General features: G+C 59.3%; 21 protein-coding genes and 1 pseudogene. 7 read left to right on the forward strand and 15 right to left on the reverse strand.

The features are described from left to right. Positions 1 to 128: 128 nt before the first annotated feature. On the reverse strand, positions 129 to 908 hold the full coding sequence (locus I6E74_RS11640; protein WP_197125784.1) for an enoyl-CoA hydratase/isomerase family protein: 780 nt from the start codon (positions 906 to 908) through the stop codon (positions 129 to 131). A gap of 110 nt (positions 909 to 1,018) precedes the next feature. On the opposite strand from I6E74_RS11640, the gene I6E74_RS11645 reads away from it, so the two are divergent. Continuing rightward, the gene (locus I6E74_RS11645) at positions 1,019 to 1,864 is read left to right on the forward strand and encodes an aldo/keto reductase (protein ID WP_197125786.1); all 846 of its coding nucleotides are present in this window, start codon (positions 1,019 to 1,021) and stop codon (positions 1,862 to 1,864) included. Positions 1,865 to 1,929: 65 nt separating this feature from the next. On the opposite strand, the gene I6E74_RS11650 is transcribed toward I6E74_RS11645, so the two are convergent. The 10 genes from I6E74_RS11650 to I6E74_RS11695 all read right to left on the reverse strand — a co-directional run bounded on the left by I6E74_RS11650 (position 1,930) and on the right by I6E74_RS11695 (position 13,605). Next, positions 1,930 to 4,281: a CoA transferase gene (locus I6E74_RS11650; RefSeq protein ID WP_197125865.1), complete on the reverse strand. Its 2,352-nt coding sequence runs from the start codon at positions 4,279 to 4,281 to the stop codon at positions 1,930 to 1,932. Continuing rightward, the gene (locus tag I6E74_RS14765; protein ID WP_197125867.1) at positions 4,278 to 5,117 is read right to left on the reverse strand and encodes a MaoC family dehydratase; all 840 of its coding nucleotides are present in this window, start codon (positions 5,115 to 5,117) and stop codon (positions 4,278 to 4,280) included. The genes I6E74_RS11650 and I6E74_RS14765 overlap by 4 nt, the downstream gene beginning before the upstream one ends. A gap of 186 nt (positions 5,118 to 5,303) precedes the next feature. Beyond that, positions 5,304 to 5,768: an HtaA domain-containing protein gene (locus I6E74_RS11660; protein WP_197125792.1), complete on the reverse strand. Its 465-nt coding sequence runs from the start codon at positions 5,766 to 5,768 to the stop codon at positions 5,304 to 5,306. 77 nt (positions 5,769 to 5,845) lie between these two features. Continuing rightward, a complete protein-coding gene (locus I6E74_RS11665; protein WP_197125869.1) occupies positions 5,846 to 7,204 on the reverse strand; it encodes an MFS transporter in 1,359 nt (452 codons plus the stop codon). Between the two features lie 109 nt (positions 7,205 to 7,313). Further along, positions 7,314 to 8,753 carry an aldehyde dehydrogenase family protein gene (locus I6E74_RS11670; RefSeq protein WP_231601516.1) on the reverse strand — a complete coding sequence of 480 codons (1,440 nt, stop codon included), beginning with the start codon at positions 8,751 to 8,753 and terminating at the stop codon, positions 7,314 to 7,316. 19 nt (positions 8,754 to 8,772) lie between these two features. After that, on the reverse strand, positions 8,773 to 9,864 hold the full coding sequence (locus I6E74_RS11675) for an NAD(P)-dependent alcohol dehydrogenase (RefSeq protein ID WP_197125795.1): 1,092 nt from the start codon (positions 9,862 to 9,864) through the stop codon (positions 8,773 to 8,775). Positions 9,865 to 9,910: 46 nt separating this feature from the next. Further along, positions 9,911 to 11,146 carry an NAD(P)/FAD-dependent oxidoreductase gene (locus I6E74_RS11680; protein ID WP_197125796.1) on the reverse strand — a complete coding sequence of 412 codons (1,236 nt, stop codon included), beginning with the start codon at positions 11,144 to 11,146 and terminating at the stop codon, positions 9,911 to 9,913. Positions 11,147 to 11,148: 2 nt separating this feature from the next. Then, positions 11,149 to 11,373 (reverse strand): ferredoxin, encoded by a 225-nt coding sequence (locus tag I6E74_RS11685; protein WP_197125797.1) that lies wholly within the window; start codon positions 11,371 to 11,373, stop codon positions 11,149 to 11,151. Positions 11,374 to 11,375: 2 nt separating this feature from the next. Beyond that, positions 11,376 to 12,650, reverse strand: a complete 1,275-nt coding sequence (locus I6E74_RS11690) for a cytochrome P450 (protein WP_197125798.1) — start codon at positions 12,648 to 12,650, stop codon at positions 11,376 to 11,378. Positions 12,651 to 12,687: 37 nt separating this feature from the next. Next, positions 12,688 to 13,605: an SDR family NAD(P)-dependent oxidoreductase gene (locus I6E74_RS11695; RefSeq protein ID WP_197125872.1), complete on the reverse strand. Its 918-nt coding sequence runs from the start codon at positions 13,603 to 13,605 to the stop codon at positions 12,688 to 12,690. A gap of 350 nt (positions 13,606 to 13,955) precedes the next feature. Here I6E74_RS11695 and I6E74_RS14830 point away from each other — a divergent pair. The 4 genes and pseudogenes from I6E74_RS14830 to I6E74_RS11710 form a co-directional block, all read left to right on the forward strand. Beyond that, positions 13,956 to 14,102: pseudogene (locus tag I6E74_RS14830) on the forward strand (zinc ribbon domain-containing protein); the annotation flags it as partial. A 15-nt stretch (positions 14,103 to 14,117) separates the two neighbouring features. Continuing rightward, a complete protein-coding gene (locus I6E74_RS14770) occupies positions 14,118 to 14,372 on the forward strand; it encodes an OB-fold domain-containing protein (RefSeq protein WP_307784303.1) in 255 nt (84 codons plus the stop codon). After that, positions 14,369 to 15,526, forward strand: coding sequence for a thiolase domain-containing protein (locus I6E74_RS11705; RefSeq protein ID WP_197125811.1), 1,158 nt, complete (start codon positions 14,369 to 14,371; stop codon positions 15,524 to 15,526). The genes I6E74_RS14770 and I6E74_RS11705 overlap by 4 nt, the downstream gene beginning before the upstream one ends. 136 nt (positions 15,527 to 15,662) lie before the next feature. Continuing rightward, the gene (locus tag I6E74_RS11710) at positions 15,663 to 16,310 is read left to right on the forward strand and encodes a GntR family transcriptional regulator (protein ID WP_197125812.1); all 648 of its coding nucleotides are present in this window, start codon (positions 15,663 to 15,665) and stop codon (positions 16,308 to 16,310) included. 60 nt (positions 16,311 to 16,370) lie between these two features. Here the strand turns inward: I6E74_RS11710 and I6E74_RS11715 are convergent, their stop codons facing one another. After that, positions 16,371 to 17,621: an MFS transporter gene (locus I6E74_RS11715; protein WP_197125883.1), complete on the reverse strand. Its 1,251-nt coding sequence runs from the start codon at positions 17,619 to 17,621 to the stop codon at positions 16,371 to 16,373. Between the two features lie 255 nt (positions 17,622 to 17,876). Beyond that, positions 17,877 to 19,316, reverse strand: a complete 1,440-nt coding sequence (locus I6E74_RS11720; RefSeq protein WP_197125885.1) for an NAD(P)H-quinone dehydrogenase — start codon at positions 19,314 to 19,316, stop codon at positions 17,877 to 17,879. A 164-nt stretch (positions 19,317 to 19,480) separates the two neighbouring features. Here I6E74_RS11720 and I6E74_RS11725 point away from each other — a divergent pair, with 164 nt between their 5' ends. After that, the gene (locus tag I6E74_RS11725) at positions 19,481 to 20,317 is read left to right on the forward strand and encodes a purine-nucleoside phosphorylase (protein WP_197125887.1); all 837 of its coding nucleotides are present in this window, start codon (positions 19,481 to 19,483) and stop codon (positions 20,315 to 20,317) included. Continuing rightward, the gene (locus I6E74_RS11730) at positions 20,314 to 21,981 is read left to right on the forward strand and encodes a phospho-sugar mutase (protein WP_197125889.1); all 1,668 of its coding nucleotides are present in this window, start codon (positions 20,314 to 20,316) and stop codon (positions 21,979 to 21,981) included. The genes I6E74_RS11725 and I6E74_RS11730 overlap by 4 nt, the downstream gene beginning before the upstream one ends. A 61-nt stretch (positions 21,982 to 22,042) precedes the next feature. Here I6E74_RS11730 and I6E74_RS11735 read toward each other — a convergent pair whose 3' ends face one another. Both I6E74_RS11735 and I6E74_RS11740 read right to left on the reverse strand, forming a co-directional pair. Then, positions 22,043 to 22,315, reverse strand: coding sequence for a PTS sugar transporter subunit IIB (locus I6E74_RS11735; RefSeq protein ID WP_197107762.1), 273 nt, complete (start codon positions 22,313 to 22,315; stop codon positions 22,043 to 22,045). Then, complete coding sequence (locus I6E74_RS11740; protein ID WP_197125891.1) at positions 22,312 to 22,761, reverse strand: PTS sugar transporter subunit IIA; 450 nt, start codon at positions 22,759 to 22,761, stop codon at positions 22,312 to 22,314. The genes I6E74_RS11735 and I6E74_RS11740 overlap by 4 nt, the downstream gene beginning before the upstream one ends. Positions 22,762 to 22,763 lie beyond the last annotated feature (2 nt).

Genomic DNA, 22,763 nt, shown 5'->3' on the forward strand with positions numbered 1-22,763 from the left:
GCCAGAATAGTCCGACGTGCGTTGTTTGTATACTTTTTAATCTGAAAATGTGGGGTATTCATCCTCACAGGGATCCTAAAACGCAAGATTGTATACATCATGCATTCTTGCGACACAGGGCGTGACAGCTAGTCGCGCCCCCACACGAACCTAGGTTTCTCCCGTGCGGCGAAAGCTGCGGCCCCGATCGAGGGGTCCTCGCTCACCTTCAGCTCTTCCCACCAGCGCGCGTAGAGCTGCTCGACATCGCCATCGCCTGACACGAGAGCGCCGATGAGCTGCTTAGTAGAATGAATCGAGAGCTGAGATCTAGCCACCAGATCGGCACAGAGCGACTCAAGGCTCGATGGGAAATGTTCATCCGCGACGACCGAAGTGATCAATCCCATTTCGTAAGCCTCGGTAGCCGAGACGCTATTGCCAGTAAAGAGCAAGTACTTGGCCCGGGCCGGGCCGACGATATTCACTAGCCTCGTGATGCCCGACAACGGGTAGATGATGCCAATTTTTGCCGGCGTTATGGCCAAACTTGAACTCGTGGCCGCCACACGTAGGTCACAGGCCGCCGCAACTTCCCAACCACCGCCAAAACAAATCCCCTCGATCGCGGCCACTGTCGGCTTGGGGAAGGCAGCGATCGCCTCCTCTGCACGAGAAACCCACCCTCCTAACCCCACGCTTGGATCAAGGATGGAATCGAGCGAGCCAATATCTGCGCCCGCCGAGAAGTGCCCCTCCGCACCGCGAATCACCACGACGGTGACGGTTGAGTCATCCGCTAGCCTCGCCAGAGTCGGCTCGAACGACTGCCACATCGATAGCGTCATCGCGTTTCGTCGGGGCGGGTTGGAAATTGTGATGGTCGCGACGGCACAGTCCTGCGTCACGGTGAGGTTTCCGTCCGTCATCACGCGAGACCGATGTTGTATACCAATGAAACAATTTCTAAGCGATTCACGCCTAACAGTCTAGCGTTCTGGGCGCAAAAGTATACAATACGCAGATCGAAAGGAACACGATGAGCACCGAAGCGATCAACCAGCAACTAGCAATCGGCGGCGACCTCCCCGTGCGTCGAATCGGCTACGGAACCATGCAACTCACTGGGCCCGGCGTTTGGGATTGGCCAACCAACCGCGACGACGCCGTCGCGGTGATCAGACTCGCTGTGGAACTCGGCGTCACGCTGATCGACACCGCAGACGTCTACGGCCCGTACGTCACCGATGCCCTTATCCGAGAGGCACTTCACCCCTACCGCAACGATGTCGTAATCGCCACCAAAGTTGGATTCACCCGACAGGGCCCCAACCAGTGGATCCCCCTTGGTCGCCCCGAGTACCTTCGTCAGCAGACTGAGCTAAGCCTGCGCAACCTCGGCCTCGAACGCATCGACCTATTACAGTTGCATCGGGTTGACCCGACGGTTCCACTCGAGGATCAAGTCGGTGAGCTGAAGGCGCTGCAGCAAGAAGGCAAGATTCGTCACATTGGACTCTCCGAGGTAACCGTCGAGCAAATCGAGCAAGCTCGCGCTGTCGCCGAGATCGTCACCGTCCAGAATCGCTACAACCTTGGATTCCGCGACTTCGAGAATGTACTTGATTACGCCGCAGCCAATGGGATTGGTTTCATCCCGTGGTTTCCGCTCGATACCGGCAACCTCACGACGGCAGACGCCGTGGTTCGCGTTGCATCGGAGACGGGAAGCACTCCCGCGCAGGTCGCCATCGCTTGGCTGCTCAAGCGCTCAGACGTCATGCTGCCAATTCCAGGTACATCGTCTCAACAGCATCTTCGCGAAAATCTCGGAGCGGAAGAAATCACTCTGACTGACGAGCAATTCGCTTCACTCCACGGTTAAACTCGGCTTCCGGCCCAGCCGCATAGCGGTACTGGGCCGGAAGAGAGTCACTCTGGCTTGGTCCCCTAGCGGTACGCGATCGGCAAGACGTGCTGCACAGGGCCGCCCGTCCGCACAGCGCCAACCTCAAGCAACGCAGTGATCTCGTCGTCGTCGAACCCGGCTGCTGTGAGCACGGCTACCGTGCTTTGCCCGACCCCATCCGGGCTCAAAGGCCCGCGGCGCTGAGTCCGACTGAATCCGGCATAACGCGCTGTCATCATGAAGCTGCTCTTATCGTCGGCTGTGCGCACATGCACTGCCTCTGCGTCAAGCAAACGTGGATCACGGAGCACTGAACTCAGCGGCCGCGCTTGCACTGCACGAAGCCCTGCCGCCGAAACAGCAGCCACCGCCTCCTCGCTCGTCAACTCGCGCAACGACTTTGCCAGCGACTCACGAACAGCGTCCATGTCACCGGAAGAAGTGTCTGAGTTTATGAGTTCCGCGAACACCAGCATCGAGGTTGCTGCTGCCGGCCCTCCCTTGACGAGCGTGGAATCAACGTAGATCCACCCATCCGAAGTCTCATAGTATGACTGCACTGGTGAGAGGCCTCGAAGGTCGCTGCGCCCAACGGCCAGCTCCGGACGGCCATCGTACTTGACCATGTCTCCCATCTGCAGGAAGACCGAAACCGCCGCCAGCGAGTCCCAGGTGCGCTGCCCCCGACCGGTTTGCTGCCTGTCGTAGAGCGCTAGAACGCACGTGAGCGCAGAGAGCGCGGCTGCAGTCACGTCGTTGATAGCGATCGTATTTGCAACAGGGTCATCCTCCCCGCCCCACGATGTCATCATTCCGCTCATCGCCTGAACGACCATGTCGACCCCCGGAGCCTGCGAGAGCGGCCCACCTTCACCATAGGCAGAGAGCGACATCGTGACGATATTTTGGTTGATTTCGGCGAGTTTCTCGTAGTCGATATTAAGACTGGACATCACCCCAGGGCGCATGCCGTCGATCACGACATCACTGACCTTGACGAGCCGATGGAACGCGCCCTGCCCTGCCTCAGATTTCAGATCAATCGCAAGACTGCGCATCCCTCTGTTGTAGGCGTAACCCGAACCGCGGAATGGGTCGCCTGTGAGTGGCTCAACCTTGATCACATCAGCCCCCAGTTCCTTCAAGAGGAATCCTGCGTAGGGCGAGGCCACAAAGGTTCCCATATTGAGTACTCGGAATCCCGCGAGCGGGCCCTCAACGAAACGGGGCGCCGGCTCCTCAGAAACGGGACGAGCGCTCCAAGGCGTGGCGCCGTTGTGTTCGCCATGCGAGGGAGCATGGCGGTCGAATCGTGCTGGTGTGCGTGTGAGATTAATCGCTGAGCCAGGCATTACGACACGACCACGGGCCGGATCGTCGATCTCCACCCGCATACCGATTCCGCGAATCTGTGGGTGATCGAGCCATTCTTCCCTGCTCATCGCGGGGCCGCAAGGAATGCCAATGCTGGAAAGCAGCGCGAGCGATTCCTCCCGCGTGCGCGAAGCGAAAGCGTCGACGAGTTTTGGCAAACACCATTCGAAATTCTCCGTGAGCGCCATTCGAGCTGATACCCCGTCGATTCTTGGGTCAGCGAGAATGTCGTCGAGGCCGAGGGCTTTCAGCAGACCCGTTTCAAACTTCGGGCCGAGAGCACCACAGGAAATCCAGGTACCGTCGGAACAGCGGAACTGACGGTAGGTAGGATGACGCCCCGCTGGACCAACTTTCATCGAGGGGTCAGGCAGGGTGGGATCGACGCTCATCGCAGTGACTGTTGCCTCGATCAATCCTTGAACACCAGTGACCGTCACCACTTGCCCGAGCCCGGAAACCGTGCGTTCGACCAACGCAGCAACTAAACATGCCGCTGCCCACACGCCATGGATATAGAGGAGATACGGCGACATGGTCTCGATCGGACCGCCCGCGACTGACGACTGCCGCATCGCTTGTCCGCCATATGCTGCCAAGAGACCATTTGACTCACCCTCCCACGGTGCGTAACCGTCAAGGTAGGGCGGCATTCGAAGCTCGATGAGTCTGATGTTTGCCGCAGCCGCAGACTCAACCTCCGGGCCCCAGGCCGCTAGGCTGTCTGCGGCGCCCAGAATGCACACATCCGCGTTGCCGATGGCAGCCACTAACCAGTCTCGGTCCGCTTCCACCGTCGAATCAATGACGACGGAGCGCTTGTTACGATTCCATACAGCGGCACCGGGCAGCGAATCGTAGACGTCTGGTTCAGGCGAGGCGACTTTGATCACGTCTGCGCCGAAGTCACCAAGGAACATACTCGCGACGGGCGCCGCGATTCCGGTGCTGAGATCGAGTACTCGGATGTCTGCCAGTGCGCTCGTATCGTCGCCCCCGGCCTGTTTACGGACGCTCATCGTAGCGTCATCGATCCGCGGTCGAGCACAACTTCGCCCGCACTATTGAGCGTCTGGAATCGGGCGCCCGAATCCTCCGACCACATCCGCACAGTGAGCGTCTCCCCGAGGGAAACGACCTTTGTGAATCGTGCGTGCATACTGCCGAATCGCGACGGATCGGAACCCGCGATGCCGTGCAGGAGTGCTCGGGCGGTGAAGCCATAGGTGCACATGCCGTGCAAAATCGGCGCCGGAAATCCTGCACGTGCGGCAAATGTTGGGTCGCTGTGCAACGGGTTGCGGTCGCCAGTCAAACGGTAGAGCAGTGCTTGTTCTGGGCGAGTCTCGTAGGTGATGATGACGTCGGGTTCTCGATCGGGCTGCTCCCAACCATCGCCGGGTCCACGCTCGCCTCCGAATCCGCCTTCACCGCGCACGAACATTCCCGACTGTAGACGCGCAACGAGCTCTCCACTAGCCGTGTCGACCACGTCGGTAGCGGTTGATACTAGGGCGCCTGAACCCTTGTCAAAAATTCCAGTGATCGAAGCGGTGGATGTGACGTCTCCGCTGGCATCCAAGTCGCCGAACAACTCGAACCCCATGTCCGCGTGCAGCATCTTGGTCATATCGATGCTGAAGCCGTCGGGCAGTGGTCCGCCAGCCGCGACACAAATGAATGATGGCAGCACGCGCTGTTGAACAGCAGAATTCTCTGTAGTGAACTCCAGCTCGGCTGACGCATCGCCCTGACCCGCGCCCACAGCGACCGCATAGAGCAATGCATCTTTTGATTCCCACGTGCGCCGCAGCGGGGCGCCAGTTTTACCTACGTATGACGTATCGATGGCCACGATCGAACTCCTTTGTTTGATGGATCCAGATTAGCCGGATTTAGACTTTTTGTATACATTCAGCGCATTCAATTCAGAAATTGAGGCTCAAACCGCCTGAATCGTGAGAAATGTATGCATCGCCGGAACTCGCGACGCCGCTACAGGGAGAGGTGAACTCGATTTAGGAATGAACTGCTCTGACGCTCACGTAGAAACAGAATGGCGAACGGGGTCGAGCTGCGTGCCGGCCGCGTAGCGGAAATCGAACGCTACAGCGCCCTCTGAAAGCAACGCTGCTTCGAGAAGAACTGAAGAAACATCGGCCCCCTCGGCGCCGTGAGCCGGAGTGCTCAACTGCGCAAGGAACAAGCGGAGCCCGGCAGTGCGGGTGGCCTCTGTGCCAGCAACGCTGAGCCGACTGCCGTCATTATCCACGTGGACCCAGGGGTCCGAGATCAACAAGTTCATGGCTCCAGCGTGGGCACTAAACCGAACCGCTCCACCGAATTTCAGAACCCCGTCGCCCTCCGCAACAAACGGGAACAAAAAAGCTTGCTGCTGCTTTGCCGCACCATCAGTCACCTCGATAGTTCCACCAACGTCTTCAACGTAAGAGCGGAATGCCGTTTTTACATTCCATGCCAAATAAGGGCTGACCGGTCCTGACATATGGTTACTCCTCAGTGGTATTGATGTGCGCCGCGCAAAAAACTGATTCCTGCGCGGCGCACTCAAACAAACGGGTACTACTTGGTCAGCACAGTCTCACTTGCCTCTGCCTGCGAGTCCTCCTGCCGAGCAAGTTTGCTCAGCGCTTCAGCAGCGGCCATTTCATCTGTCGCCGCGACCTTATCGAAGCCTTCGATAGCGGGGTAGGGGTACTTACCGAGAAACGCAATCGTGATCGCAGAAACCACGAGTACACCTGCGAGTACCGGAATCACCGGCTCGTACGACCCGAATGTGTCGTAGGCAAGACCGAGCAAGAGCGGGCCGAACGCGGTTCCCAGCAGGAAGGCAGAAAGCACGACGCCGAGGATACGTCCGAAGTGCTTCATGCCGAGGTAACGGCTGACAAAGAAAGCGATCAAGTCCGCTTCAATTCCGTACGCAAGCCCGATGAGACCGACCGCGATCGCCGCGCTCAAGAAGGGGGTGTGAAGGAAGAAAATGCCGATGGCCGGAGCGATAATCACGATCGGGCCAATAATGCGCCCATCAATCCTGTCGATGAGCACGCCCCCAACAAGTCGCCCAACGAGCGATGCGAGCCCGAATATCGTCACCAGCAATACCGCTTGCGGCACACCAAGCCCGCGGTCCGACATCATGGGCACCAAGTGAACTTGCAAGCCAACGATTGTGACACCGACAAAACCAAGTGCGAGCGCGAGCATCCAGAAGTGGCGCCCTCGCAGCGCCTCTCCCAAGGTGAGCCCTGGCAATTCAAGGCTGACAACCTCGCCATCTTCGACGGACTCGGTAACTAGTCGCCCCTTAACACTGCGCTCGGCACGCACGCGGACAAACGCAAAGGTCATGGTGAGCGCGACAACCAAGGCGATGAGAGCCATCAGCGGGTAGGCGGTACGCCAACCGTAGTTGCCAATAAATACACCCGCGATGATGGGCACGAACGAAGTACCGAGCCCAGTAATCGCTGCCATGACACCGACGGCGAGTGCCCGCTTGTTGTCGAACCAACTCATTAACGCCTTGGTGAAGGTGAGCGATGTTCCTGCTCCGAAGAAGCCAAGCAGGAAGAAAGGTACCAAGAAAAGTACGACGTTATCAGCCGGCGTAAGCGCGATGACCGCGGTGAAGGCTGTGAAGCCGGTCCAGCAAATCACAAGGACCGGGCGCAACGCATACTTGTCAACCATACGGCCGACGATGGGAAGTCCGATGGCCATGCCGATAGCCGCCACAGAATAGGCGCCAGTAACGACAGTCCTCCCCCACCCCGTCTCATCAGTGATCGGGATAACAAAGATACCGAGGGTGCTGAGAACGACCGGACCGGGACCGAACGCGCCAGCGACACCCCCGCCAAATACCACCCACCACGGGCTCCGTCTTTTTCGAACAGCGGTAGTCATGCTCATTATTTCTCCTCATTGAGTTTCATGTAGCGGCTACGGTCGCCCGACCAGTTGGCCTTGATAGACCGAGGTGACGCCTGCACGCCACCCCGGAAAATGGTGTTCTAGTCCTTTAGTTCTTCTTTCGCGGTGGGCCCGCGACGACCTGGAGCTCGGTGAAGCTGTGCAGCCCCCACGGGCCGTTCTCAACTCCAACGCCGCTCCATTTGTGGCCACCGAATGGAAGGTGTGGCAACACTCCTCGCCCATGGGCGTTGATCGAAACCTGCCCACTGTCGATGTGTGACGCGACCGCAAGCGCGTGCTCGGTATCGGCTGACCACACTGATGCGGTGAGCCCGTACTCGCTGTTGTTCGCCCGGTCGATTGCATCGGATTCATCGGTGAACTCGAGAATCGGCAGAACAGGTCCAAACTGTTCTTCGTCAACAACTCTGAAATCATCCTCGACACCGTCGAGAATGGTTGGCTTGTAGAAGTAGCCGTCCCGGTCAAGCGCTTCACCACCGGCAACCACCCGAGCTCCCCGCCCCACAGCGTCGCGCACAAGGTCTTTCACTCGCTCGAACTGTGGCTTGTTATTGATCGGACCGAGCTGCACCCCGTCAGTCATACCGTCATCGATGCGGGCCTTACGCGCGATCTCGCCGAGTGCTTCTACCAGTTCCTGCTTGACATCTTTGTGCGCATATACACGTTTGACGGCTAGGCAAATCTGGCCGTTATTGGCGAACGCGCTCCAGAAGAGGCTGTCTGCGACCTCCTGGACATTGACGTCCCGGAGAATAATGGCGGGGTCGTTGCCGCCCAACTCAAGAGTGACTCGTTTGAGATCTTCTGCGGCTGCAACAGCAACGCGCTTGCCCACTGCGGTCGATCCGGTGAAGCTGACCTTACGCGGAACTGGATGCGAAACCATTGCGGCACCAAGCGGATCCGGCCCCGTAACAACGTTGAGCACGCCATCCGGCAACACCCCGCGCAAAACCTTCGCGAGGGCGAGTGTAGCTAGAGGCGTATAGGGAGAAGGCTTCACCACAATTGTGTTTCCAGCGCGCAATGCTGGTGCGATCTTCCACATAGCGAGCGTGATGGGAAAATTCCACGGCGTTATGGCGCTCACGACGCCCATCGGGCGGCGCAAAACCTCTTCGTACCCTTCGGCGTCGTCTCGGATTACTTCCCTCGGCACCTCGAGCTCCGCGAAGTAACGCAGCCACATGGCAGCGCCGAGAAATTCCATCCGTGAGTCAGCGAGCGGTTTCCCCTGTTCAGCGGTGAGGATAGGCGCCAGTTCCTCGACGGCAGCCTCAATCGCGGCTGCTGCGGCCAGCAGGCCGGCACGACGGAACTCGTCGTCCCGCTTCCACATCTGGAAGGCTCGATCCGCTGCAGCAAAAACGAGATCTAGCTGCAGCGGAGTCACCGCGGGTGCTTGGGCAAAGACGGCGCCTGTCGACGGGTTAATAACGCCAAAGGTTGTTTCGGTCGCAAAATCTGCGCCGTTCACTGTCGCCAGAGCTGGCATCGAGAATAGGTCTGCACTTCTCATGATTGTTTCCCCCCCTCGATCAGGCTTCGCTGACAACGAGTACAGGCTTGATCGTCACGCCCGACAATGAGTCGGCTTCCGCCTGGTTGATGTCCGCGAGCGGGTAGGTTCGAATGAGCTTCTCAAAGGGAAACAGCCCCTTTTTCCAAAATTCGAGCAACTGCGGAATGAAAATTTGAGGTATTGAGCTACCTTCTAGGGCATACGTCACGGTGCGTCCCGCGAGGAGATTGGGGGCGACAACTAGGTCTCCACCACCAGCGCCGACAAGAACAGCTTTGCCCGGACGAGCGAGCACGGTGATGGAGGTTTGGATCACTGAGCTGACCGCGGTCGTCTCGAACGTGAAGTCAACCCCACTGCTGCCTGCCACCACTGCCGCCTGAACGTCAGGGTCGTCGCCCCGCACGACGCGGGTCGCTCCGAGCTCAAGCGCCATCTCCAATCGGCTCTCATTGAGATCGATCACGACGATCTCACTGGCGCCCGCAATTTTGGCGGCCATCACTGCGGAGAGACCAACAGCACCCGCTCCAAAGATTGCAATGCTCTGGCCTGCGGCAAGCTTCATCTCGTTGAGCACTGAGCCAGCACCGGTCTGGATGCCGCAGCCAAGCGGCCCGAGAAGATCAAGCGGCACTTCCTTGTCGACTACAACAATGTTGCGCTCTGTCGCAATCGAGTATTCGGCGAAAGAGGATTGGCCGAACCAACGGTTGGCGACTGGATCCCCAGACTCGGTCGTCGCGCTGACGGAGCCGTCAGCACGACGACCTGTCACGTTCCGCAGCTCGAATTCAACGCAATACGCCGGCGCTCCGCGAAGGCACGATTCGCACCAGCCACAGGAGTCAAAGCTCATAAGTACGTGATCGCCAACGGCGGTGCGGGTTACGGCCGAACCGATCTTTTCGACCACACCTGACCCTTCATGTCCGAGGACTACCGGCGCGACCATGGCACCGAATTCGGGGATCCGAGGCAACATGTCTGTGTGACACATGCCTGCTCCGACCACGCGAACAAGCACCTCGTTCTGAGCGAGTTCGCCTAGAGTGACCTCTTCCACTACGAACGGCTGGTCGTGGCCTTTGAGTACTGCTGCTTTCATTTCTTTGACAACTTCCTTGTTGAATACTGTTGAAATGGGGGTGGGGTCAGCGGCTGGAGGATGCCGCTGTGGCGGGCTGAAGAATGTCGCCTGCACGATCGAAGTCGCCGCGCTCAGCGATGAAACGACGGTATTTCATGATTCGTCGTGGCTCGTTCAGCGTCGCTACCCCGACGAGGCGGTCTCCTGCACGGTAGAGCGCGACGAACTTGTCTTCGTCGGGACCACCGGAGACAAAACTCACGCTGTCGGCAATTGCCGTTCCTACGAACTGGATCCGATTGCCATACCAATCGCTCCAGAAGTAAGGCACAGTTTCGTACTTCTTTGCCTTTTCAGAGAAGAGCGCGTTAGTCGCGGCCTGCGTGCCTTGGTCTGCGGCATTCGTCCAATTCTCGAGGCGCATCGTAGAATCCATGAGCCCATTCGGCCAGTGAGCGACATCTCCTGCCGCGTACACACCCTCAGCAGATGTCTGCATGAAGGCGTCGCAGACGATGCCACCGTCAATAGGGCTCATTTCGAGGCCCGAGTCGGCAAGCCAGCTGGTTGCTGGTGCGGCTCCTACTCCCACGATAATGAGATCGGCAGGAATGATCTCGCCGTTGTTGAGGCGCACCGCCTCGACATGATCCGTTCCGATTACCTCATCGATTTGTACGCTGGTGAGCAGGCGAGTTCCGTTTCTCCCGTGGAGCGCAGAGATTGCCTTTCCCACAACTTCGCCGACCGCACGCACTAGCGGAACAGGTGCGGCTTCGATCACCGTGACCGTCGCACCTCTGGCCTGCGCCGAGGACGCGATCTCTGAACCGATGAAGCCTGCACCGATGACAACAAGGTTGCTACCTTCGCCGATTGCATCGCGGATCTGACGCGCATCCTCGAGGGTACGTAGCGTCAGAATGCCGTCAATCGCGGGAAGGTGCGCAAGTACCCGTGGCTCTGCGCCCGTTGCAATGATGAGGCGTTCATAGGGAATCTCTTGATCGCCAACCGTGACCACCTTTCGTTCCGTGTCAACGCCGTCGACGAAAGTACCCAACCGAAGATCTACGTTGAGCTCAGTGCGAAGTTCCTCTTCTGTGAGGAAGTAGTCGGGAGACGCTCCCTCAGCGAGGAATCCTTTTGACAGCGGAGGGCGGTCGTACGGGAGATAGATCTCGGCCCCGATGAGTGTAATGGAATCGGTATACCCACCACGTCGCGCGGATTCAACCGCGCGAAGGCCGGCCAGGCTCGCTCCAACTACAACGAGCCCGGCTCCTGCTTCATTAGTCATTTTCAGATTACCTCTAGCTTGAGCGCTTTTGCTGGGCACGAGCGCACGGCCGTTTCTACGTCTTCTAGATCAGCATCCGTGACTGTTTCGCTGAGCAGCAGCAGTGACCCATCGTCACTGACTTCAAAGTGCTCGGGTGCCAAGGATTCACAGATGCCAATGCCAGTGCAGCGGCCGCGGTCAACAACGATCCTCATGCGTGCCGCTTCGGTGTGAACGTCACTCATGATCAGCTCACCTTCACTGGAAGGTTCTTGACGCCATTAATGAAATTGCTGTACAGGTTCACTGGCTCACCAACCTCCATGTTCGGCAGCTTGGTCGTAATCTCACTGAAGAGCGCGTTCAGTTGAGCCTTCGCGACACCATTGCCGAGACAGAAGTGCACTCCACCGCCACCGAAACCAACGTGTGGGCTGCGTCCACGGGTGAGGTCGAACTTGTGAGGATCCTCGAATTCGCGTTCGTCACGGTTTCCCGATCCGTAGAAGATGACGACCTTGTCGCCCTTGAGAATCTTCTGTCCACGCAGCTCGATGTCTTCGCGTGCGGTGCGCGCGAACTCAATGACGGGCGATGCATGGCGAACGAACTCTTCGATCGACCCAGCAATACGGCCTTCGTAGTCTTCCATGAGCCAGTCGCGCTGGTCCGGGTTACGGTCAAGTGACACAACAGTCCGTGACGTCGTCTGCTTCGTCGTATCGTTGCCGGCGACGCTCAACAACAGCATCATTGCGCCGATGTCGTCATCGCTCAACGGTTTGCCGTCGAAATCGGCATTTGCCAGTGCCGTCGCAATGTCTGCAGCAGGGTACTTGCGGCGGTGATTGACAATGTCGACGCCAATCTCCTGCAGAATTGCGATTTGCTGCAGCACGAAATCTAACGGATTCACTCCGGCCGGAAGAATGTCAGGGTCGCTCGCACCAACCTGATTGTCGCCGGCTTGCGCGAAGGCCCCTACGAGGTCTTCTGGAACACCCACCATGTCCGCAACAGTCAGCATCGGCAGCTTTGCCGACACTTCGTGCACGAAGTCGAATTCACCAGCGCCGACGACCCGGTCGACAATCTGTGCGGCTCGTTCTTTAATCTTGACGCTCAACACACCGACTGCCTTGGGAGTGAAGGCCCGGCTCATGATCTGGCGGTATCGGGTATGAAATGGAGGGTCCATGCTGAGGAATGTCGGCGGAATCAGAAGCCCAGGATAACGAGGCGCCAAACTGATGTGTCCTGGCTCAGCGGAGCTAAAGATCTCGTTGTTCTCGCTAACGAAGCGGATGTCTTCGGCCAGAGTTACAGCCCAGAACCCAGCTTCCCCATGCACCTCCTGAGGCATTGTCGGAACCTCAAGCGATCGGTGCCAGCTGACGGGATTATCCTTGCGAAGTCGCGCGAATGTTTCGTCTCGCTGTTCAAAACTCTTTCTCCAGAAATCTTCGCTGGAGATGTCTTCGTCGGTCGTCAACTCGTGCTCTGTGGAATAAACTGTCGTCATTGACTTTGCTCCTATTTCTTTGTGCTCGTTGAACGAGCTACTTCTTTGTCTGGGACGAGAACGGGCTCGGAGCGAGGCCCTCAGCGAGGGGGCGGAACGTGCTCTCGATCTCGGTGGCAAGATCCTGAACTGCCCACGGCTCGTCGCCTGAGATTTCCGCAATCTGCTCGGGCACGTTGTACAGTCCGACCTTGTAGCCGGCGGCAGCGACAACTCGGCCGCTCATCCAATCTGAGCGATCCGAAGCGAGATACACGGCAACAGGTGCAATGTTGTCCGGCGACATAACCCTCTCGTCAGCCGGCGCCTCACCCATCTTTTTCCCATCCGGGATCGTAGCGACGAGACGAGTCGCGGCGCCTGGTGCGATTGCGTTGGCCGTTACGCCGTAGCGAGCCAATCCCTGCGCGAGCGACTGAGTAAGTCCGACGACGCCCATCTTCGCTGCAGCGTAGTTGGGCTGTCCCGGCGAACCGTGAAGGCCCGATACCGAGGTGAAGTTGATGATTCGGTAGTTTCCCTCGGGGTTGCGCTGCTCACGCCAGTAGGCGGATGCAGGGCGCACGGTGCTGTACACGCCTTTCATGTGTACACGGATGACCGCGTCCCAGTCTTTTTCTTCGAGGTTGAAAATCATACGGTCGCGAAGAATGCCGGCGACGTTGACCACGATGTCGAGCTTTCCAAAGTTCTCAATAGCTGCGGCGACCAGGCGCTCGCCGGTCGCGACATCAGCGATATCTCCGCCATCGGCGACAACGCGGAGCCCATTTACGTTGAGTTCAGCGGCGATGTCTGTTGCAGGCCCAGCGTCAAGCCCGGTGCCATCTGCGGTGGAACCGAGGTCATTCACTACGACCGATGCGCCTTCTTTGACGAAGGCGCGGGTAATGGAAGCGCCGATGCCCCGTCCGCCGCCCGTAATGATGGCTACTTTACCTTCGAGAATTCCCACAATCACTCCTTTGTGTTCTGTTTTATCTTTGACTTAGCAGAACAATAGCCGTCATTCGGCAACTTGTATACAACTGTTGCAAATTGGCGACAATTATCAGGTTGTCGAATTTATCTTCCCACGCGCGCAGACATTAGGACTGACCATCGTGCCATCGTGAAACTGAACAATTTTCTTGATTTTTCGGCCTGAATTGGAGTTTCTTAACCCAATAGTCGCAACGCGAGAGGGGTCGGATAATCCTCACTCGTGCGCCCCTTTTGGGCTTTTTGTGTACAGAACGTGAAATTCGTATACAGTGGGCGTCAGCAGCGCGGATCACGCGCCGACATCGTCGTCGAAGGGCAACCATGACAGCCGGGCCGGTACCCCTACCCACTCCCCAGACAGCTCCGTTCTGGGACGGAACGCGAAACAGTGAATTGCGGGTGCAACGCTGCCGCGCATGCAGCCGCCACTTTTTCTATCCCAGACCGATTTGTCGGTACTGCCAGTCGTCAGACTTGGAGTGGGTGACGACTTCTGGACGAGCAACGCTCGCGTCCTACATCATCAACTACCGCCCGTTGCCGTTCTTCGAGACGAAGGAACCCCAAGTCATCGCACTCGTTGATCTGGAAGAGGGGCCGCGAATGGTCTGCACCCTCATCGGCGTGGAACCGCGCCCCGAAGCCATCTCTATTGGGATGGCTCTATATGTGAGCTTCGAAGAGCGAGGCGACCAGATGCTGCCGGTGTTTGGCCCAGTAGAAGTGAGAAACAAATGACCTCGATGCACGGTGGCGATGTAGCAATCGTTGGCGCTTCAGAATCCACCCGTCTCGGGACCATCCCGGATATGTCTGTTCTTGAGCTGCACGTAGAGTCCGCCCTTAACGCGCTCGCTGACGCCGGCCTGACCCCGGCGGATGTTGATGGCATCGCTAACGATGTAATGCCGGCGTATGAAGTTGCCGACATGCTCGGAATTCGTCCGCGGTGGCTCGACGGCACTTCGGTCGGAGGGTGCAGTTTTATGCTGCACGTCCGCCACGCCGCTTCCGCCATTGCTTCTGGCGCAGCCAACGTCGTGCTCATTACGCACGGTGAATCAGGACGATCCCGTGTCGGCACTAAGCCCTACGTAGGCGACCCGTCTTCCTTGGCCGGACAGTTCGAACACCCCTATGGCGCCCTCGCCCCGTACTCGAGCTTCACCCTTCCCGTCATGGGCTTCCTTGAGTCTCGAGGAATGTCCAGGCGAGATCTCGCTGAAGTTGCTTCAGCACAGCGCTCGTGGGCGGAGCGCAACCCTCGAGCGCTTCGCCAGACTCCCATCACCGTTGACGAGGTGCTCGACGCACCCCCCGTCGCGTACCCCTTTACGCGCGATATGTGCTGCGTTGTAACGGATGGCGGCGGCGCGCTCGTCATGATGAGCGCGGAACGGGCCAAAGACCTTCCTTCCGCTAACCGGGCGATTTATCTGCTCGGGTCTGGAGAGTCGTCAGAAAGCGCCATCATCTCGCAGATGGATGATCTCGACAGCTTCGGCGCGTTCCGCCGATCAAGCGATGAAGCATTTCGGACAGCAGGCATCGAACGCGCCGACGTCGATCACGCGATGTTCTACGACGCTTTCGCGCACCTTCCTCTTTACATGCTCGAAGACACAGGTTTCGTGGGCCGCGGAGAGTCTGGCGCGTTTATTCGCGAAGGTCACACGCGTGCCGGTGGTTCGTTACCCATGAATACCAATGGCGGTGGTCTCTCTTACACTCACACCGGCAAATACGGCATGTTCGCCATCCAAGAGGCCGTACGCCAGCTTCGCGGCGAAGCCGCTGCGCAAGTTCCTGATGTCGAGATCAGTTTCGTTCAGGGAGTGGGGATGATGTTCGGCGCCGCTGGCAGCCTGGTGCTCAGCAACAAAGAGAACTAGCGCGCTCGCGATGCCTTCGCTAAAGCGAGAAAAGCGCGAAACTCCGGAATCGGGAAAAAACGGCGAGCAACCTCGCTTGCCTCCACGCACAAGCAAAAAGAGTGCTCGGGGGAAACCGAGCGCTAGTATGACTCCTATGCGTGCTAGTGAAACTGCCTATCGTCGACTGCGGGATGACATCATTCAATGGCGGCTGCAGCCCGGCACGCCTCTCGGTGAAGTGGAAACCGCCGCACGCATCGGCGTCTCACGGACTCCGGTTCGTGAGGCTCTTTCTCGCCTTACGGCAGAGGGGCTAGTTGACACCGTCAATGGAAGAACCGCGGCCGTGTCAAGCCTCTCGCGCGCCAACGTCATCGAGCTCTTCGAACTACGCGAAGCGCTCGAGGCACAATCTGCCAGGCTGGCGGCACGCAAACGAGATCCAATCGTTTTCGAAAAGTTGCGAGCAGACTTCCTTGCCGGACCAAGTGAGACCGAACCAGAAGGTCTCGATCAGCCACGTCCTTATTTTCTTGCTGACGCACTGGATCTCGCCATCGATCAGGCCGCGGATAGCATTTACCTGCGGAATGCTCAGACCACTCTGCGGGGCCACCTCGCTCGAGTCCGACGCAATGCTCATTCCGTTCCCGGTCGACTTCAACGCGCTACCGAGGAGCACCTCCTCATCGTCGAAGCGATCCTCGAGCAAAACGAAGCTCTCGCGGTGCACGCTACGGCTGTACATCTCCACAATAGTCTTGCCAACGTATTGTCAACGCTTCCGCTGACTGACGACTAGGCCCCAGCGCCGCGCACTACACACAGGCTCCGCTTATCGGCGACGAAGCTGCGTGCTGCTCTAACCCAGTTCCGGCCGGTTGTACGGAGCGGTCGGCCCGGTTTGGTTTGCGCCAGGGAAGGTAGGGCCCAAAGATCGACCCGCCCGGAGCACGAATATCAACGTCGTCACCACGAGCATTGCAGCGACTACATAGGCGGCCCCGAAGCCCAAGCTCTCAGCGAGCAAGCCGCTAACGAGCGGCCCAAGGATTCCGGCAAGGTCGCTTCCAACCCAGTACGCCGCGAGACCAAATCCAGAACGGCCGACCTTGGAATCGCCCAAAAGAGAGATAGCGGCTGTCGCGATGAGGCCACCCGCAAGTCCCAAAGTCATGAACGTGATGACCGCAATAGTGAAGTACTCCGAAAAATTCAAGCCGACGGCTGCTAAGAAAGCGAGACCGAGTCCGACGACGAGGGGTTTAATGCGCCCGATTCGGTCGGAGATGGTACCACCAGTGGATGACCCGACGATCTGCAGAACTGCAGAAATCGAGAGCAACAGTCCAATGACGCCTACCGAGTACCCGATGCTGGAGAGGTTGAGCGGCAGAGTGGTAGTGCGCATTCCATAGAAAACCCACCCCACTAGAACCTGACATGCAACAGCGGCGACGAAGAGCCGATCGGAAAAGATCGCGGCAAAAGCAGCTCTACGACCACCGATTACTCCCCCTTCGGGAGCGACCTCGGCGGGGACCGCTTTTACATCACGTGCAGAGCGGAGCAAAACCACAGTGACCGCGGATGCTAGGGCCAGCGCACCGCCATAGCCGAGAAGAGGCAACCGCGGATCGAAAATGGCAAGCAGGCCGCCAAGGGCTGGGCCTGCCACTGTCCCCAACGCCGTTGAACTGGCGAAGACGCTCATGGCCCGGCCTCTCACGGCGACGGGAGCCAGCACGAGCAGCAGCGCCGAGGATGCGATTGTGAACGCCGCGCTACCGACACCGCTGATGGTTCTGAACGTGATAAAGCCGAGATAATCAGGAGACAAGCCCGCGATAATGCTGCACACCGATTGGACCAAAAGGCCGACCCACAGAACCGTTCGGAGTCGAAGCCGGTCGAGGTATTTGGCGAACGCCAAGTTCGTGATGAGACGGGCGGCAGCGAAACCGCTAATGGCCAGGCTCATAAGAGTGGTGCCAGCATTGAACTCGCGGCCGAGCGCCGGGAGCGACGGCCCGATGACTCCGAACCCCAGCGTGACGATGAACCCTATCAGGGATACGATCCACACTTCTTTGGGAAGCCGCGCCCTAACCATTCGTTCTCTCTTCTGTCGAATTCTTCACCGCGTCCATTTCCCTGCATACAATTTAGGGGAAATCGCGCGATGTCACCTCCAGTAGAACATGGTTTGGTGGTTTAGGTATACAACAAACCGATTTGGCGTGAATTGGACCAAGATGCGGTCGCCGCAGGAGGCCACCCACACGCGTATGTGGGAGTGCGAAAATTGCGACATCAGAGAATCGAGCTGGCGTCAATCGCGGAACCGTGCGGAAAAAGCTCCGGCAGGCTACTCGGCGACGACGTGCATGGCGCGGGCGGCATCCGTGATGCTTCCCGTCAGTGACGGGTAAACAGAGAACGCGCGAGCCATTTGGTCGACGGTGAGACGGTGCTCTACCGCGAGCGCGATCGAGACGATGAGCTCGGAAGCGTTGGGGGCAACGATCACGCCACCGATCACCGTGCCCGAGCCGGTGCGAGCAAAGAGCTTCACGAAGCCGTCTTTGATGCCCATCATTTTGGCGCGCGGGTTCGAGGCGAGCGGCAATTTGTAGATCGTGCCCTGCACGAGCCCGTCTTCGATCTGCTTTTGCGACCAGCCGACGGTAGCGATCTCAGGCTGAGTGAAGATGTTGGATGCCACGTTGCGCAGTTCGATCGGCGTTACGCCGTCGCCCATCGCGTGGAACACGGCGGTGCGGCCCTGCATCGAGGCCACCGAGGCGAGCGGGAAGAAGTCTGAACAGTCACCCGCCGCATAGATCGATGGCATTGAGGTGCGGGCAACCCGGTTGACCCGGATGTGGCCAGACTCGGTCAGTTGCACGCCAGCCTCTTCGAGTCCAAGACCTTCAGTATTCGGCAGCGAGCCAACGGCCATGAGGCAGTGACTGCCTTCTACCGTGCGTCCGTCGCTGAGCGTCGCAATCACGCCATCTTTGGTGGTGGTGACCGATTCGGCCCGCGACTTGGAGAGCACGGTCATACCGTTGCGCTTGAACACGTCTTCAATTACGCGGGCGGCATCTTCGTCTTCCCCGGGCAGCACGCGATCGCGCGAAGAAATCAGGGTGACTTTGGCGCCGAGCGCGGTGTAGGCCGAAGCAAACTCGGCACCGGTGACACCAGAACCGACCACGATGAGGTGTTTGGGGGTTTCGGTGAGGGTGTAAAGCTGCGTCCACGTGAGGATGCGCTTGCCATCGGGCATTGCCGAATCGAGCACGCGCGGGCGGGCGCCGACCGAGACTATGACGGTGTCGGCATCCACTTCATCGAAGTCGGTTCCGGCTTTGCCCTTGCCGGTCGAGACGACCAGACGCTGGGGGCCATCGAGACGGCCTTCACCGTGGATGATGCGCACGCCAGCCTTGATGAGCTGCGACTTCATGTCGTCTGACTGCTGCTGGGCGAGGCGCATGAGGCGCGCGTTGACGGCGGCAAGGTTGACGGTGATTTCAGGGCGAACGGCACGACCGGAATCGGAGCGCGAGTAGAACTGCACGCCCAGCTCTGCGGCATCCCGAATCGCGTTGGTTGCTTCAGCAGTAGCAATGAGTGTCTTCGACGGCACCACATCGGTGAGCACGGCAGAACCGCCAACACCTTCGCGTTCAACGAGGGTCACCTCCGCGCCGAGTTGCGCGCCCGCCAAGGCTGCTTCGTAGCCACCGGGGCCACCGCCGAGTACTGCAATTCGTTGGGTGCGCTCGAACTCATAGGCCATGCAGCAATTCTCTCGCGGTTCTGCCTCAGCGACAAACCACACACTCACACGTGTGCGTTAGCGCGCTGCTCAGGCCGAATCACCCGCGTCGTGCGCGTCCGTGTGCTCACATTCGCGCTGAATGCACCGGTGAGTCGCAGTCACCACCGTTTAGAGTGGATGCCATGTCACAGTCGCCCACCACAAACCCCCTCGACGACCCCACCGCAGACCCGTTCGCGGTCGCGAAAGACGCCGCTGCAGCAATCGCAGCCGCGACCGGAGTCGAGAAGCACGACATTGCCCTCACGCTCGGAAGCGGGTGGGGCAAAGCTGCCGACCTGATTGGTGAAACCACCGCCACGATTCCGGCCTCGGACATCCCCGGTTTCTCGAAGCCGGCCCTCGAAGGCCACGTCGGAACGCTGCGCTCCATTCTGTTGCCAAGCGGTAAGCGCGCCCTCGTGATCGGCGCTCGCACCCACTACTACGAGAACCACGGCGTACGCCGCGTTGTTCATTCCGTGCGCACGGCTGCCGCTACTGGCGCAACAACCATGATCCTCACCAACGGTGCCGGTGGCATCAAAGAGACCTGGAAGCCGGGCACCCCGGTTCTCATCAGCGACCACCTCAACCTCACTGCCGACTCCCCCCTTGAGGGCGCGACGTTCATCGACCTCACCGATCTCTACAGCAAGCGCCTACGCGAGATCGCGAAATCGATTGACCCGAGCCTCGACGAGGGTGTGTACACCCAGTTCCGCGGCCCGCACTACGAGACCCCGGCCGAAGTGCAGATGGCTAAAACAATCGGCGGTGACATCGTGGGAATGTCCACGGCGCTCGAAGCGATTGCCGCGCGCCAGGCAGGCATGGAAATCTTGGGAATGTCCCTCATCACCAACCTTGCTGCTGGCATCCAGTCCACTCCCCTCAGCCACGAAGAAGTGATTCAGGCGGGCAAGGATGCTGAAGTACAGATCAGCAGTCTTCTCGCCCAGATTGTGACCGCACTATGAGCACCGAAATTCTCAGCACCGCCGACCTCATCGCCGCCGCGAACGCGTGGCTCGAGCAAGACCCCGACGCCGTCACCCACACCGAGCTCGAGGCTCTGATTACGGATGCCGCCCAGGGGGACGAGGCCGCCATCGCTGGCCTTCATGACCGCTTCGATTCGCGGCTCGCGTTTGGCACGGCAGGGTTGCGCGGCGAGCTCGGTGCCGGCCCGAACCGCATGAACCGGGTGTTGGTCACTCAGGCGGCTGCGGGACTTGCCGCCTATCTGCTCACCCATGAGCTCAGCCCGAGCATCGTGATCGGCTACGACGGTCGCATCAATTCTGAAGTTTTTGCTCGCGACACCGCAACCATCATGGCCGGGGCCGGTGTGCGCGCCATCCTGTTGCCCCGACTGCTGCCCACGCCCGTGCTCGCCTTCGCGGTGCGCCATCTCAACGTCAGCGCTGGCGTGATGGTTACGGCCAGCCATAACCCGGCCAACGACAACGGCTACAAGGTGTACCTCGGCGGCGACAACCACGGCTCACAGATCGTGCCGCCCGCCGACGCCGACATCGCACACGCCATTGCGATCGTCGCCAAGGGCTCGATTGCCGAGCTGCCACGCTCCACCGATTTCGTCACCACTGACGAGGGTGTTGTTGACGAATACATTGCCCGCACGGCAGCCCTCGCCGGCCCCGTCAAGGACGTCGTCTACACCTATACCGCCATGCACGGTGTGGGTTGGGAAACCAGCAAGGCCGTGTATGAGAAGGCCGGATTCGCCGCCCCCGCGCTTGTCGAAGAACAAGCGCACCCCGACGCCGCGTTCCCCACCGTCGCCTTCCCCAATCCCGAAGAGCCGGGCGCCATGGATCTCAGCTTCGCGAAAGCACGCGAAGTCAGCGCCGACCTCGCCATTGCCCACGATCCCGACGCCGACCGCCTCGCCGTGGCTGTGCCCGGTCGCGACCGCGAATGGCGTCGGCTGAGCGGAAACGAAGTGGGAATTTTGCTGGGCTGGCGCGCGGCAGAACGCGCCAACGGCACTGGTGTTCTCGCGGCATCCATCGTCTCGTCTCCAGCGCTGCGCACAATCGCTGCGGGTTACAACCTGGACTATGCCGACACCCTCACGGGCTTCAAATGGATCTCCCGCATCGACGGCCTCGTGTTCGGTTACGAAGAGGCCCTTGGCTACCTCGTTGATCCCGACAAGGTGCGCGACAAAGACGGTATTTCAGCGTCGGTCGACTTCCTCTCGATGGCCGCCGAGCTCAAGGCCGAAGGCAAGACGGTGCTTGAGCGTCTCGACGAGTTTGCGGCCCGCTTCGGTGCGTTTGCCTCCCGCCAGGTCTCGCTGCGCTTCACCAAGATTTCAGAGATCGGCGAGACGATGACGCGCTTGCGTGCCAATGCTCCCGCCACCGTCGGCGGCCTCACGGTTGCCTCGTTCGATGACTTCGAGAATGGTGTCGACGGCTTCGCGCCTAGCAACATTGTTCGCATGCAGTTCGAGGGCGGAGCACGGGTGATCGTGCGCCCCAGCGGCACGGAACCCAAACTCAAGTTCTATGTGGATGCCTCGAGCACGTCAGGCGAGGGCGCTGAGCGTCAGGCTGCGGCCGAAGCGGTCGCGAGCCAGCTTGCAGCGGGCATGCGCGAGATTCTCAGCTAATACCGCTAGCGCTACTGCCGAACAGCAGTGCGCAGAGAAACGTGAAGAGGGCGTCCTCGGCTCAGCCGAGGGCGTCCTCTAGTTTTTGGGCAAGCTCCGATGTGTCAAAGAGGTTCACAATCACGATGACATCGGCGTTCGTCTTGCCGATCGCCTCAACGAACTCTTGCGTCGTGAGAATAATCTGAGCATCCGCGGCAACCGTGCGAACGGTGCTCACTTCAGCGGCAACGACTGTGGCTTCGAGATCAAGCGCGCGCAACGCTCGTTCTGCGTTGACTTTGAGCACACCGGAACTGCCGATTCCCGCACCACAGATGGTCACGATTTTCACGACGGATTCACTCCCATGATGCGTTGCACCTCGGCGGCGCTCGTTGCGGCCGCAAGCTCGTTTATCGCCGAGGAGTCATTGAAGATGTTAGCGACAGCCGCGACCGCTGCCAAGTGTGCGCCTGCCTCAGAAATAGCGAGGCCAAGCACCACCCGAACCGGATCGTTGTGGGCGTGACCGAACCGCACAGGTTCTTTGAGCGTGACAACTGAGAGTCCGTTAGCGATCACTTGCGGACCGGGGCGTGCATGAGCCAAAGCAAGACCGGGCGCGATCACCACGTAGGGACCGTGATCCTCGATCATGCGGATCATCTCGTCGGCATAACCCGACTTGGCCGCGCCGGAACGCACAAGGGCTTCACCTGACAACCGCACGGCGGCACGCCAGTCAGCCGCGAAGGCATCAATTTCTATCGCTGATTCGGGCAGCGGAGGAAGGGACATAA

The sequence above is a fragment of the Salinibacterium sp. SWN139 genome, from assembly GCF_015864625.1.
Classification (GTDB): Bacteria; Actinomycetota; Actinomycetes; order Actinomycetales; family Microbacteriaceae; genus Rhodoglobus.